At 40.0% G+C, this 14,066-nt stretch carries 13 protein-coding genes and 1 riboswitch; of the genes, 2 read left to right on the top strand and 11 right to left on the bottom strand.

What is annotated here, in order from left to right:
- Positions 1-69: 69 nt before the first annotated feature.
- From ACEW80_RS25605 to ACEW80_RS25640, 8 genes are all read right to left on the bottom strand, one after another.
- A complete protein-coding gene (locus ACEW80_RS25605; RefSeq protein ID WP_373529292.1) occupies positions 70-2,163 on the bottom strand; it encodes a methyltransferase domain-containing protein in 2,094 nt (697 codons plus the stop codon).
- 435 nt (positions 2,164-2,598) lie between these two features.
- Complete coding sequence (locus ACEW80_RS25610; protein WP_373529293.1) at positions 2,599-2,775, bottom strand: hypothetical protein; 177 nt, start codon at positions 2,773-2,775, stop codon at positions 2,599-2,601.
- 341 nt (positions 2,776-3,116) lie between these two features.
- Positions 3,117-3,281, bottom strand: coding sequence for a hypothetical protein (locus ACEW80_RS25615; RefSeq protein ID WP_373529294.1), 165 nt, complete (start codon positions 3,279-3,281; stop codon positions 3,117-3,119).
- Between the two features lie 18 nt (positions 3,282-3,299).
- Entirely contained in the window at positions 3,300-4,136 is an 837-nt protein-coding gene (locus tag ACEW80_RS25620; protein WP_373529295.1) for an asparagine synthase-related protein, read from the bottom strand.
- Between the two features lie 104 nt (positions 4,137-4,240).
- Complete coding sequence (locus tag ACEW80_RS25625; RefSeq protein WP_373529296.1) at positions 4,241-4,663, bottom strand: type II toxin-antitoxin system VapC family toxin; 423 nt, start codon at positions 4,661-4,663, stop codon at positions 4,241-4,243.
- A complete protein-coding gene (locus ACEW80_RS25630; RefSeq protein WP_373529297.1) occupies positions 4,660-5,064 on the bottom strand; it encodes a type II toxin-antitoxin system HicB family antitoxin in 405 nt (134 codons plus the stop codon). Before ACEW80_RS25630 ends, ACEW80_RS25625 begins: the two co-directional genes overlap by 4 nt.
- Before the next feature lie 71 nt (positions 5,065-5,135).
- Positions 5,136-5,720 (bottom strand): hypothetical protein, encoded by a 585-nt coding sequence (locus ACEW80_RS25635; protein ID WP_373529298.1) that lies wholly within the window; start codon positions 5,718-5,720, stop codon positions 5,136-5,138.
- 211 nt (positions 5,721-5,931) lie between these two features.
- On the bottom strand, positions 5,932-6,201 hold the full coding sequence (locus tag ACEW80_RS25640; protein ID WP_373529299.1) for a hypothetical protein: 270 nt from the start codon (positions 6,199-6,201) through the stop codon (positions 5,932-5,934).
- A 247-nt stretch (positions 6,202-6,448) separates the two neighbouring features.
- On the opposite strand from ACEW80_RS25640, the gene ACEW80_RS25645 reads away from it, so the two are divergent.
- Complete coding sequence (locus tag ACEW80_RS25645) at positions 6,449-8,437, top strand: S8 family serine peptidase (RefSeq protein ID WP_373529300.1); 1,989 nt, start codon at positions 6,449-6,451, stop codon at positions 8,435-8,437.
- A gap of 152 nt (positions 8,438-8,589) precedes the next feature.
- Here the strand turns inward: ACEW80_RS25645 and thiC are convergent, their stop codons facing one another.
- Together thiC and ACEW80_RS25655 are read right to left on the bottom strand one after the other, a co-directional pair.
- A complete protein-coding gene (thiC, locus tag ACEW80_RS25650; RefSeq protein WP_373529301.1) occupies positions 8,590-9,963 on the bottom strand; it encodes a phosphomethylpyrimidine synthase in 1,374 nt (457 codons plus the stop codon).
- 6 nt (positions 9,964-9,969) lie between these two features.
- Positions 9,970-10,066, bottom strand: a riboswitch (TPP riboswitch).
- Positions 10,067-10,182: 116 nt separating this feature from the next.
- Positions 10,183-11,949 carry an AIPR family protein gene (locus ACEW80_RS25655; protein WP_373529302.1) on the bottom strand — a complete coding sequence of 589 codons (1,767 nt, stop codon included), beginning with the start codon at positions 11,947-11,949 and terminating at the stop codon, positions 10,183-10,185.
- A 727-nt stretch (positions 11,950-12,676) separates the two neighbouring features.
- On the opposite strand from ACEW80_RS25655, the gene ACEW80_RS25660 reads away from it, so the two are divergent.
- On the top strand, positions 12,677-13,765 hold the full coding sequence (locus ACEW80_RS25660) for a TIGR03032 family protein (RefSeq protein ID WP_373529303.1): 1,089 nt from the start codon (positions 12,677-12,679) through the stop codon (positions 13,763-13,765).
- Positions 13,766-13,802: 37 nt separating this feature from the next.
- Here the strand turns inward: ACEW80_RS25660 and ACEW80_RS25665 are convergent, their stop codons facing one another.
- A complete protein-coding gene (locus tag ACEW80_RS25665; RefSeq protein ID WP_373529304.1) occupies positions 13,803-14,039 on the bottom strand; it encodes a hypothetical protein in 237 nt (78 codons plus the stop codon).
- Positions 14,040-14,066 lie beyond the last annotated feature (27 nt).

Here is a 14,066-nt window from a genome sequence, read left to right on the forward strand (position 1 = left end):
CTAAAATTATTCGCATCAGATAATTTTAATAAACAGAATTCAGGAGTCAGAATTCAGAATGAATATATTTCATAGTTGTAAATTTTGACTAAGAGTATCTGTAAGATATTTACTTAAGAGTTGTTGAAATAAGTTACCCATTTTAGCTGAGTAAGAACGACTATCAAGAAAACTAGGATTATCCTGCATTTTTTCCTTAATTTGGGCACTTTTTTGTTGACGTAATTTATGATCATTACCAAGTGCGATCGCTAATTGTATATAAGACTCTTCACTATCCGCAACTAAATCAGGAATATCCAATGCTTGAATCATTGCAGCTCCCATTGCAGAGCGAAAGCTAGTTCCCTTTCTAGTTATTACTGGTAGATTAACTTGCAGTGGTTCTACCAGAGAAGTTGTTCCTGCAAAGGGATAAGAATCTAGATATATTTCGGCAATTTTGTAGTACTTTTTCATAGCCTCCCGATCTGGGACGGGTTGAGGATCTAAGACTATTAAGCGTTCAGTTCCTAATCCATACCTATAAAATGTGGAGTTTAAGTGATTGATAAATTCTGATTTTGGATAGTTATTTGACCAATTGGGGCCAAATGGTAAAAGTACTAAAACTGAATTTGCTACTCTAGAAATGATTTTTGCCCATATCTCAATCAGTTCTGGAACTATTTTAAAGCAGTTAGCGCCGGAGATAAAAACAATAGCATCTTCAGGAATTCCTAAACTATTTCGCTCAACTGGAGTTGTTAGTTTTCTTTCTTCAGTGCCGTAACTAAAACAGTGAGCAGTTCCTTCTAGTTTGACTAACTGTTCTTGATAGTGGTCTTGTGCTGTTGGTGATGGATCAGTTAATGTACCAGAAATATAATAATCTATATTTCGCATTCCTGTTGTGACAACTGACCCACCGCTAGTAACTTGTATTCTGGCTAATCGATGGATTGCTAAAAGGCAGATTTGACGAGTTACTGCTGTTACATTAGTAGCAATAAATAGTATATCAAGGTCATCATTACGAATAGTATTGACCTGTTCTAATAATTTCTGTGGTAAGAGTTTAAAGAAGTTGGCAGAAAGTAGACAATATTGCTCTAGTGGATGACCAGTTTGATTCAGAGAGTACAAGATAACTTGAAAATCTCGACTGATATATTCATAAACAGGAAGGGAGGCAAATGTTTCCGCTGAGGGTGTGAAATGTGACGCTAGGATACCAAGCCTGATTTTCTTTCTGTTTACAGGTCGATCTGCAAATTTATAATCAACTTTATATCCATTGAGTTTCAGAAAATATTCTATTATCTCTGCACGTTTAACATAGATATTTTTCAGATTGCACTCATTAAAGTATGCTGGGATGAAATCAGCAGTTTGAGCAAATTTTTTAACTACTTCATGCCACAATTTGGAATCACTGTTGCTGAATATAGATGTGTGTAAGTAATCAATTGACTTTTGCAAATATTCATAGTAGTTAGTTGATTCTCCAATTTTTCGGAAGTAACGTTGTGAAGAAGACAGGAATAATTTAGACAAAAGCTCTGTTTCTTTACTCAGATTATTTACATTAATTTCAGTAGAAACTTGTTTTTGAATTCCTGGCAGATCTTCATGGGCAGCTTCAGCATTTTCAGCAAGTGGCTTTTGATTTAGATTAGATATTGGCTTTATTACACGTAATTCTGCTTTGACATGAATTACTCCACCAGAACTTTTTTCATTTTCAAGTTGTACAACCTTAAACTCACCTTGAAATCCATACCTTCGACAAAGTTCTAGGTAAGCAGGAAAATCATTACAGTAGTATAAAAAGGAATTGATATTCCAAAAACTAATATGAGTCGGATCTTGAAAAGCTCCTCTGCCATCTGTTGATGGTACGCGAATATCAATTTTTGCATTAACCTTACAAATTCTCCATATCTCATTCATCGTGTGCAGTCGATCTTGGAGATGCTCAATTACATCATGTGCTCTAATTTCATCAACACTGTTATCTTCAAATGGAAATTTTTTACTAAGGTCGGCAACAATATCTATACCTAATCCCGGACAAATGTCTACCCCAAGAAAACCATCAGGTTTATTCGTCCCAGAGCCTAAATCTACACGTAGATTATTAAATTTTGATTCAGATATATGCTCAACTAAATTATCTTTCATTGGCTCATTTACTCTTATGCTATGATTTGAAATCTTTGGTAATAAAGATGACTTTGGAGAAATAAATATATCTATATCAGGTTAAGCGCGTCTCAAAAGCTACTAATAAGAGGATTCCAACGCATCATCATGTTGGGATAAACAAGCAGCAAGAACAGTGAGCATATAGTTCGGCTGCTTGCTGGAGAATTCTGCTTTTTGTTTCTTCCTCTTTGGACATTAAACTATTACAAACTGATTGGTCTGTTGTAAATTATCATGATAGGTGCTTAAGAGTCAATCATTGTTCAGTGGAGAGTCTTTTATGCTACAATACCGTTCGGTTGAGGTTAATAGTCCTTAAAGATCCCCCTTAGTCCCCCTTAAAAAGCGCAGGGATGTTTCACCCCACAAAGGATAAGAGTTTGTCAATATCATTAAAGGTAAATCTCTGGGCTAACGTAATGGAGGAATAACCATTTTGGCGCAAAATATTGTGAGTGCGATGCCTACGGCGGTCATCCACAGTTGATGTCTTTGCTCATCTTTGACTCGAAAATCTTTTACTTGCCGCAGCTGTTCAATCAGATTTGCACCCATTTTTTGCAAAGGCGATCGCTGATATTTCTGCAAATAACACCTTGTTTTTTACACACAAGCAACTACTTTATTTCCTAGATAATCGTTTCAGAAAAAGCTCAAAGTCAATTTCACGATTTGGCTGGTTACTTCCCTTTTTATTTATTAATCTTGTTACATCAATAACGATTTTTATACCGCTAATAGTAAATCTTGCGTTTATTAATTTCTTTTATGCAAGTAGCAAATCAAATAAACTCAATCTTGTAAGTCGCAAACAGAATGCGAGGAATTTACAAATCATAGGAGGAATTATCCTTTCCATAGGAATTCTTGCTTTAAGGTCATTCAGCCTCTTTGTCATTGTTGTGATTATGGGAATGCTGTCTATATATTTAGGAACTCGACAGCTTATTCACCTGCAACCAAATTTCTAAACTAACCAATAACCAAAGCTTGACACCATAACGACCCCAAACGTCACCTTGATACTCTAGCCAGTCACGTATTAATGACTGATTTAAATAAGGCGCGATCGCACTTTTCCTACTTAACAACAATTTCCTAGCTTCTCGCTGCTAATACTTCCGAAATCCCATCTGCACAGGTACCATCATCCCACTTTTAGGACGATGAATAATCGCCTGTGGTAAAATATCTGCAACAGCTTGTTTGAGTACTGCTTTTTCTTCCACTCCCGAAAGTTTGTACTCTGGAGGAATTTGCATACTTAAATCAACTACTCGCTGATCAAAAAGTTGATCTCCTGATGTAATCTCCTCTTCCAGTTCCCAGTAAGTATAAACTTTCTCTGAAGGCATTTCGACAACAGTCCCCGGACGCACTTCTTTTACCTGTTGCCAAAGTGTGCGTTCTCCCGGTACAAAAGCGCAACAGAGATAATCGCGCAGCGCCACCAAATCCAGTTCTGTTGACCGATAGGGTGTGAGCGCTCGCATTTTTGGCGCGATCGCCCGAATTGCACTAGTGGTAGTGTAATAAAGAGTACGGCTACCAATGCGATCGCGTCCTAGCCACAACACTTGTTGTTGACGATCCCAAACCACTAATCCAAACATCCCCACCAAAAATTTCAGACATTCAGAACCAAATTTTTCCCAAAGTTGAGCAATCAATTGGCAATTGTTTTCTAAAAAACCACTTGGCTCGACTCCCAATGTTTGCAGCAACTCCACGCGATTAGTTAACCATACATCCCCAACTACCACAAATTGTTTTGTGGGACTGAGTGCAAATTGCTCTGTAGCTAGTGCAGAAATAATAGCAAATTGGTCATCTTGCCACAATACATTCTCTGTCAGATTATTTAATGTTCCCCAAATTACATACCAGGTAGGGATAACCTCGATAGATGAGATATTAGATTTAGGATTTTTGAAAATATTGAATAGCATATTGAGCATTCATAATGACAGCTTTTAGTGTTATTGCGATATCTGACAACAGTCTTGCACTGAAATGATTATTTTGTGCGATGCCTACGGCGGTAAACTACGCGCTAGTTCCCCACTGTCCAATCTTCAAGCTGCAACCCAGGTATGCGAGAAAAATCTCGCTGATTCCGCGTTACCAAAATTCCATTATTAGAAATTGCAATTGACGCTATTCGTAAATCTTGCGTACCAATACGAACCTTCTGACGCAGTTCTGCGTAGCAATTGGCAGATTCTTTATTAAAATTCAGTACATTGATAGTTTTAAAATCCTTCAAGGTTTCATGTAATTGCATATAAGCAAATACTAATGATTCTTGTGAATTAGCTCTTCTAATGCGATTCAACCTTCCATACATCTGTTCTTCAAATGTAACAACTGTTGTAGCTAATTGTTCTGTAGGTATCGTATTGACACGTTGACTGACTAATGGATGCGCTCTTTGAAAAAGTGAAAGAGTATCTGTATCAAGTATCCAGAGTTTCACTTGACTTGTCCCTTAGCATCCAAAGTATCCAAAGCGTCCAAAGCATCCAATTGGTAATAACATTCTTGCATTTCTGCATCTAGTTCGTGTCGATATGCTTCAATATCCGCCAGCATATCATCGAATTGTGGGTCATCTTTATACTTTCCTGCAAATTTCATCCAAGGATGGTCTGATTTTGATGCTTCTATTTCTTGATTAACTATTTCCACATTTTGAAATCGAGTATTCACAAGTTCGTGTAATATCTTCAGCGCTTCTTCTCGTGTTGCGCTAAATACCTGACAGTCTGGTAAACCCCAAACTGTTGCTTGATATCCGCCTTCTTTTGCTTCAACTAATACTGAATAGTTAAATATCGATGCGGAATTGGCTGTATTTTTCAGCAAATTACTAGTCATAAAATACCTAATTTTTTATTTGTGGCTATATCTATTGTAAATCCAGTACAATGCCCAATCTCCAATCCCTTTTACCGCCCTAGTTTCAAATCTCTTTCCATAAGCATTTGAAGTTCGACATTTTCAACGTTAGGTATTGCTTCTAACTGAGAAATCCCAGCGATCGCATCGACAATATTACCTGATTGTGCACGCAACCAGGCGGCTTGAGGCGCATAGTCAAGGCTTTGCTCTACTTCGTAACCTGCTTGATTGATCGCCTCGCGCTGAGACTCCACATCAACGCCTTCAGCAAAGCGAATGAAAACCAGTCCAGTTGGTACTGCTAGCAAATTATTGGGTTCTATTGTGTAAATCGGACTTAGTGTATCCGACTCTAATTGATTGGGTTCGCCTGAAAAAACTGCGTAGGCGTAGCCCGTCGTAGACATCGCACCGTCGTTAAGTTGTAAAATTGCTCCCGATGCCACGGTGTTAGGTTGCTTGTAATGTACTGCATAGTACCCAGGCTTGCGAGTGTAGCATACAGCAGTGCTATCGCTGCCAATGCGGATTTCTTGAGGGTAATCAGAAAAATAGTCTTTTTGGAATTTCACTTCAGCAATCAGGTGTAGAGAATACATCTGTAGAAAATACTCAGCCGGAAAATAAATCATCCTTCTCAAGTTGTAACGATGTTACAGCGTTTTTCAGTGGCATGAAATACAAATCTTTCCTAGAGGCGCGATAGTGAATATTTGTAAAGCAACCTGACTTTCAATCCCCTCTTTTCTGGAAAGATAAATCGAAAACTTGTATAAACCTTTTAAGATTAAAATCTGTTTAAGCTTGTTTTTTGGTGTCGTAACACAGATATAGCACATGAAATCAAAGGCATCCATGAACTAAACCACATTTATTTTGAGAACCATAGGTTTTTAAAAGTAGTGAGAGCATCTTGCTCCATGCTAATAGCAGCGACAGTGTAGACACAAGTCTTTTGACCTGCATCTTTGTTGAATCGACTTGCATCTTTGTTGCATCGACCTGCATCTTTGTTGCATCGACCTGCATCTTTGTTGCATTGACCTGCACCTTTGTTGCATTGACCTGCACCTTTGTTGCATCGACCTGCACCTTTGTTGCATCGACCTGCAAAAATTAATTTACCCGACGTTACACAGTAACTTTAAAAGATTTGTGTGTACACCGTAGCTTTTGCAAGGAAAGATTAAAGCAGGTAATAGAAAGGGATGAAAAGACATCTGACTTGTGTGTACACATAGGCTGGTATTGTGGGCAAAATGCCTACACTACTCAAGGTTTGAAAATCGACAAGGTTTAACGTCAGTTTAATACCTAATTTTCAAGATAATTTCACTTCAATATCCCAGGAGATTAAATTATGGTTCACGTTCGCTATGGTGGAGAGAATGGTCAACAGTATGAACTTGCTATCAGTAATGAGCACATTGTAGTCCGTACCGAAAACCGCAGCGCCTTGATTGCTGAAAGACCATTTGAAGTCGCACCTGTGTCACTCGCAGCTCGCAGCATCCTGAATCAATTCAATTTAGCAACACGGTTTCGGCAAGCAGGCGTAGAAATTTTGCAAGTTAAAGTTCCAACTCAGGATGCTGCTTTGCGCGATCGCGCCCGCGAAATTCTCAGCCAAGAGCCGGAAGTCCAATTTGCCGGACGTGTGCTTGTCGATCCCCAGTCAAGACAGCCTGTAATCTACACTGAAAACCTCTTTGTTAAATTTGATGATGACGAGGAGTTAACGGTCTACCAGGAGGTCTTAGGACGTTACGGCTTAACAATTAAACGCCAACTTGAGTACGCACGAAATGCTTTCTTTGTCAGTGCACCTGCAAATACTGGTATAGCCGTCTTTGACATCGCCGAGAGACTTTTGAATGAACAATCAGTTGAACTGTGCCATCCTGAACTAGTGCGTGAAATCCGCAAACGTCAAGTTTTACCGCAACAGTGGCATCTCAAGCAAACAACAATTAATGGCAAGGTAATTAACGCCCATGCCAACGTTGAGGCAGCTTGGAAATTGAGCAATGGCACAGGAACGATTATTGCAATTATTGACGACGGTGTAGACCTCGATCATGAAGAGTTCCGTTCATCTGGAAAGATTGTTGCCCCGCGTGATGTCACACGTAAAACTAACGATCCCAGACCAGGAAACGATAATAACCACGGGACAGCTTGTGCAGGAGTAGCTTGTGCAAACGGCAACTTTGGCGCTTCTGGTGTTGCACCGGGTGCAAAGCTCATGCCGATTCGTTTAGCTTCGGCACTAGGATCGCAGGATGAAGCAGATGCTTTTATTTGGGCGGCTCAAAATGGTGCTGATGTCATCTCTTGCAGCTGGGGGCCAGCAGATGGCACTTGGTTTGAGCCAAGCGATCCTGTACATAACCAGAAAGTGCCTCTGCCTGATTCCACACGACTTGCCATAGACTTTGCAATCACTAAAGGACGCAACGGCAAAGGTTGTGTAATTTTATTCGCGGCTGGAAATGGTAACGAAAGCGTAGATAACGACGGCTATGCCAGCTACCAAAAGGTAATTGCTGTGGCAGCTTGTAACGACTTTGGTACAAGAAGCGCTTACAGCGACTTTGGTCAGGCAGTCTGGTGCGCCTTCCCTAGCAATAATGGCAACAGTTCTCAAACCCCTGGAATTTGGACAACCGATCGCTCTGGTTTAGTTGGTTATAATTCAGGTAATCTAAATCTGGGTGACTTTGGAGGCAGCTACACCAACGAATTCGGTGGAACTTCCAGCTCCTGTCCAGGTGCAGCTGGTGTAGTAGCCTTGATCATTGCCAGCAACCCGAATCTGCGTTGGGATGAAGTGCGAGACATCATTAAACGCTCCAGCGATCGCATTGATCAAGCTGGAGGTAAATATGATGCCAATGGTCGTAGCCCCTTCTATGGTTATGGTCGGATGAATGCTCTCAAAGCTGTAGAATTGGCCAAGCCACCCCAAATATCACTCATTAGCATATTCAAGGCAGTGCAAGATATCCCAATTAACGACTTGCAGACATCAACATTATCGTTGGCGATCGCTAATACCAGTCTTGTGAAGTCCATCAAAATTAATCTAGACATCGAGCATACATATATTGGGGATCTTGTAGTTACTCTTCTCCCCCCTGTACAAATAGGCGTACTTCCTATAATTCTGCACGATCGCCAGGGCGGAGCTACAGATAATATCAAAACAACCTACGACGAAGTGAACAGTCCTAAACTTGCTGCTTTTAAAGGTAAAAGTCCCCAAGGAACCTGGACTCTGGAAGTGGCAGATAAAGCTAATGTAGATACAGGCAAGATTCGCAGCTTGACCATTGAAATTGGGTTTTAAGTCAATAGACATCTTCGATAATGAATGTAGAGACGCGTTAGCGTCGCGGGACGAAGTACAATTTCGCGTCTCTACAAGGGTTCTGCATAACGCACCGAAAATTTGGGATGGTGCGTTAGCCTACGGCATAACACACCGTACAAAACTATGCCTTAGCTTTGAGTCACAGCCTCTTTCGCCAAGAACTTCTCTAATTCTGTCAGCGCATCAGCATCAACTTTAGTTTGCATTGGGCAGAACTTAGGCCCACACATCGAACAAAACTCAGCAGTTTTATAGATGTCTGCTGGCAGAGTTTCATCGTGGTATTCCTTAGCTCTTTCTGGGTCGAGTGATAATTCAAACTGACGGTTCCAATCGAAGTTGTAACGCGCCTTAGAAAGCTCATCGTCTCTATCCCTTGCACCTGGGCGATGTCTAGCAATATCCGCCGCATGAGCTGCTATCTTGTAGGCAATCAACCCATTCCTGACATCTTCGGCATTTGGTAGACCCAAATGTTCTTTTGGTGTTACATAGCACAACATTGCTGTCCCGTACCATCCAGCCATCGCTGCCCCGATCGCTGAAGTGATATGGTCATAACCGGGAGCAATATCTGTCACCAATGGCCCTAACACATAGAAAGGTGCTTCCGAACATTCTTCCATCTGCTTGCGGACATTGAACTCAATTTGATCCATTGGGACGTGTCCAGGCCCTTCCACCATCACCTGTACATCATCTTCCCAAGCTTTGCGAGTTAGCTGTCCAAGGGTTTTCAACTCAGCTAATTGTGCTTCATCTGAGGCATCATGGGTACATCCAGGACGCAAGGAATCTCCCAAACTAAAGGAGACATCGTATTTTTTGAAAATCTCGATGATATCTTGGAAGTGAGTGTAAAGCGGGTTTTGTTTATGGTGATGCAACATCCACCGCGCCAAAATGCCACCACCGCGAGAGACAATACCAGTGATCCGGTTTCTCACCAAGGGTAAATGCTCAATCAAAATTCCAGCATGGATAGTTTGATAGTCTACTCCTTGCTGGGCGTGCTTTTCGATGATGTGGAGAAAGTCATCAGCAGTTAGATTCTCGATTGTGCCGTGAACACTTTCTAAAGCTTGGTATACTGGCACCGTACCAATAGGAACAGGCGAAGCCTTAATGATGGCGGTGCGAATTTCATCCAAATTACCGCCACCTGTGGACAAATCCATCACGGTATCAGCACCGTACTTCACCGACAAGTGTAGTTTATCAACTTCTTCCTGAAGATTAGAAGAGTTGGGAGAAGCGCCGATATTAGCATTTACCTTACATTTAGAGGCGATGCCAATGCACATCGGCTCAAGGTTAGTGTGATTAATATTAGCTGGGATAATCATTCGTCCCCGCGCTACTTCCTCACGAATCAGGTCAGCAGGAAGGTTTTCTCGCTGGGCGACATAGTGCATTTCTTCGGTGATAACACCTTGACGGGCGTAGTGCATTTGAGATACATTACCCTGTCCACGCCGCTTAGTAACCCATTCTGTCCGCATATTAAAATCCTCAATAAACAGCTTCCCTCCGCTGGTATTACCCAGACTCAGGTGTTAAGGGTGTGATCTCAGCCTGGTAATGCAGGCACCCCTAGCATTGATGTAGTGTACCACCTTGGTTATGTTTGCGATCAAGATGGTTAACAATTCCTTGATGTGAGGGTGATGAAGAGTGATCTCGTGTCAATATCTTTAAATTGACTTGTAATAAAGCAAATTTTATAGAGCTCCATAAGTTAAATAAAAACTAGAAAATTCAGTTGTTTTTAAATACGTAAATAGCTTTTGTCTTATTTCTTGATCAACGTCCCTGTCCTTGCCTGTAGATCTACTGATAACACTTATAGCTACGGCTTTAAATGATTTTTTTAATGCTTCTTCACAATCTGATTCTCTGCTTTCAATAATATTATTAATTTTATCTACAAATGCCTGAACACTTTGCTCCTTAAATTGCTTTTCGTCATGAACATTTAGCAAACAACACATAGCAAACACGATTAGATAAGGTTTATATCCTTTTTCATCCACATAAAATCTATTAAATATTTGTCCAATTTTACCTTTAGAGTCTTGAAGATTAGCTTCGGAAGGGTACTCCTCTTTAAGTTTATCAAAAACTTTATTAGCCGTTGTTAAAATGTTACCAATTATACTTACTAAATGTTTTTTATCATCTAATGACGGATAAGCATTACCAAGATCATCAAACTTGATAGAAGCATAATCTGATATAAAAATGTTGCGAGGTATATAACTAAATAAACCAATAAATAAATATCTCAAATCTGAATAAAAAACACGACTATAGCAGATGGCCGATGCAATTGATGGGACAGATGTTAAAGTTTCGTGTTCATTAATTTTTACTCCAATTTCAGCAAGACTCATTTTTACTAGTTGAGGTCTAAGATACTCAGATAATTCTAAGTTAATTTTTTCAATCTTATTTTGCGTATTAGCTGTTTTAGCTACTTTCGATGAATTCTCTAAATCAGCAATAACAATTTTAACAGGAACAAAACAATCTCCTGAAGGTTGAGCTTCAACAATGCACATTGTTGTCTGGCAACCATTGATAATTCCGGCATTTTCTAAAATTAAATTGTCATCTTTGTATTCTAGAGAACTAGCCTTGAACGTAATTCCATTATTTCTTTCTAGCATTTTATCTGGTTCATTAGTGGCTGTTTTAAAAATTTCATTATTAATATCTAAAGCTGAATTTCGAGCATCCAAACCTAAAAAATCTCTAACATTTTCAAAGAAAATTCCCTGACCACATTCACTATAAATTTTTATTAAATCTCCTGCACTTATAATTCCCATGTATACATTATGATAATTTACAAATTTTTCATGAACCTTAAACAAAACTCTTTGGGGAATTGCATATTCTTTTCTATATGCTTCTAAAAAAAGTTTGTATAATAATTGACCATCAATTATTTCAATTCGATTAGAATTAGCTAAGTTTTGATAAAAGTTAACCGATGGTCTACCTGAATTTTTATACAAATCTAGTATGTTTTTAGTAATTGAAAGGGTTGCTATACTATAAATAACGTTTAAATTAGATTCTGAATTACCTGTTTGATTAACTTCTGAGGAATCAAAAATATTTAATTGCTTTATATCCTTGTTAGTTGGAAAGCGAGATTTCTCGTAGCTCGAAAACTTTCCTATTATATTATCTAAATCATCTTTGCCGCGAATATGTAATTTGCATTGACAATAAACTTTTTGTTGGTTGGTTTCTGAGTCAAACCAAAAAACGTCAACTCCTTCATCATGGGTTTGTTTAGTGTTAAGCTCCGGTTTTAATCCTAAAAATTTTTCCTGTGTACTTAAAATATCTTTTGAAAATTTTGCAAACTCAGCCCCTTTTGCAGGATTTGAAAGCTTCGTGTATAAGCTCTCAATATGTTGCATAAATTCAACATATGATTCTAAGAACAATGGTAAATTCACAGAAGAGTTAATCATACCTATTTTCTCCAAATTATTTAATACTTTAACAAAAACATAGTTATATATGCTAAAAACAGCGATCGCACCCTTCAAACCCTTCAACCAAAGGCTTTTAACTACCAGGTGTTGTGGAACGATCGCCTGAGTTGTTTACTGGTTAATGGCATAAATTGCTGTAATGCTTATGGAGCATAACTTATACCTTGACAAGTGTGCCATTCGGCTCAGAGTTACAGCACTTCCGGCAGCTATGAGGTACATCCTCATAGCTGAAAGTGATGATAGGAGAGAGGCAGGGATAAAAACTGTATTGCATAATAGCCGGAAGTGCTGTAAAGCTTGCACAAAGTGTAAACGGCGTTCACTACTCCTAATAAACATCTTGATCTGCAATGTCACCCATTTAATTTTATCTATAGGACTATTCATAATCCTATAGGTTATCTGTCTTTAGACAGATGCCCAAGGTTTTTAAGTTCTAGATTATACACAATATACTTTTATATTACAAAACTATCTATTGTTTTAAAGGAACTCCGACAATACTCTGGTAGATTTCTGAGATAAAGAACCACTGACTACAAACTGTCTAGAGTGCGATCGCTCAGAGCAACTAACGGAACTGTTGCTACTGGATTGCCTAGCAACAACCCAACGTAGGAGTATCGAGTCAAGGTTATTTGTACCCTGTGGCAAAATTCTCACCGACCCAATACTAGAGTTATTAAGGAGTCTAAGCCAAGTGAATTCCAATGACAGCACTATTGACAAACCATCTTTAGAACTTAACGCTTCTCGCCAGTTCACCGCCTGGCTGTATGAGCAAAACCTTAGTCTATCCTTCACTACCTATCAAGCGGGAAAGTTGTTCTTCATCGGCTTGCAACCAAACGGCAAATTGTCCGTATTTGAACGCAGCTTTGAGCGGTGCATGGGGTTATATGTTAATGACAACAGCCTTTACATGAGTTCCCTGTACCAACTGTGGCGATTTGAAAACATTATCCAACCCGGACAAAACCACCAAGGCTATGATGCTCTCTATTTGCCCCAGGTGAGTTATGTGACAGGAGATTTGGATATTCATGATATCGCGTTGAGTAAAGCAGAAGGGAACTATTCAAAACCACAAAAATTATTATTTGTCAATACTTTATTTAGTTGTTTGGGAACAGTCAGCGAAACCCATAGTTTTGTTCCCTTGTGGCAACCAACTTTTATCAGCAAGCTGGCGGCGGAAGATAGATGTCACCTAAATGGGTTGGCAATGCAGTCAGGAAAAGCCAAATACGTCACTGCTGTCAGCCAGTCGGATGTGGCAGAAGGTTGGCGGGAGCATCGGGCAAATGGGGGCTGTGTCATTGACATAGAAAGCAATGAAATTGTGTTGCGGGGGCTGTCTATGCCCCACTCACCTCGCTGGCATCAAGAAAAACTTTGGCTACTCAACTCAGGCGCGGGAGAGTTTGGCTTTGCCGACTTAAAGCGGGGAGTGTTTGAACCAGTCGCCTTCTGTCCAGGATATCTGCGCGGTTGTGCATTTCATGGTGACTTTGCAGTAGTGGGAATTTCTCAACCCAGGCATAACAAGACCTTCAGCGGCTTGCCCCTAGACGATAAATTGCAACAGAAAAACGTCGAACCTCGTTGTGGATTACTGGTGATTGACCTGAGGAGCGGCGATATTGTTCATTCCTTGCGAATGGAGGGGGTGGTACTAGAATTGTACGACGTGGTGGCCTTAGCAGGGGTACGTCGTCCAATGGCGATCGGGTTTCGCAGCGACGAAATTCGGCGGGTAGTAACGGTGGGATCGGAGCAAAATCTATAATTCAGAGGAATCAAGAGCAAGATGCTGGAGTGATACACTAAGCTTCAGTGACTTCACCAACCCCTGCTAATGGCACACTAACAGCCAATGACAATAACTCTTGCACCTTAGTTGCATCGACTTGCACCTTAGTTGCATTGACTCGCACCTTAGTTGCATTGACTCGCACCTTAGTTGCATTGACTCGCACCTTAGTTGCATTGACTCGCACCTTAGTTGCATTGACTCGCACCTTAGTTGCATTGACTCGCACCTTAGTTGCATCGACTTGCAACTAAGTTGCATCGTTTCTTTTGGCTGT

It is taken from the genome of Nostoc sp., from assembly GCF_041747015.1.
Taxonomy (GTDB): Bacteria; Cyanobacteriota; Cyanobacteriia; order Cyanobacteriales; family Nostocaceae; genus Nostoc.

Coding starts and splice junctions, on each gene's coding strand:
- thiC (WP_373529301.1), bottom strand. CDS start 9,963: ATGCGGACAGAATGGGTTACTAAGCGGCGTGGACAGGGTAATGTATCT.
- ACEW80_RS25605 (WP_373529292.1), bottom strand. CDS start 2,163: ATGAAAGATAATTTAGTTGAGCATATATCTGAATCAAAATTTAATAAT.
- ACEW80_RS25630 (WP_373529297.1), bottom strand. CDS start 5,064: ATGACTAGTAATTTGCTGAAAAATACAGCCAATTCCGCATCGATATTT.
- ACEW80_RS25645 (WP_373529300.1), top strand. CDS start 6,449: ATGGTTCACGTTCGCTATGGTGGAGAGAATGGTCAACAGTATGAACTT.
- ACEW80_RS25620 (WP_373529295.1), bottom strand. CDS start 4,136: ATGCTATTCAATATTTTCAAAAATCCTAAATCTAATATCTCATCTATC.
- ACEW80_RS25655 (WP_373529302.1), bottom strand. CDS start 11,949: ATGATTAACTCTTCTGTGAATTTACCATTGTTCTTAGAATCATATGTT.
- ACEW80_RS25635 (WP_373529298.1), bottom strand. CDS start 5,720: ATGATTTATTTTCCGGCTGAGTATTTTCTACAGATGTATTCTCTACAC.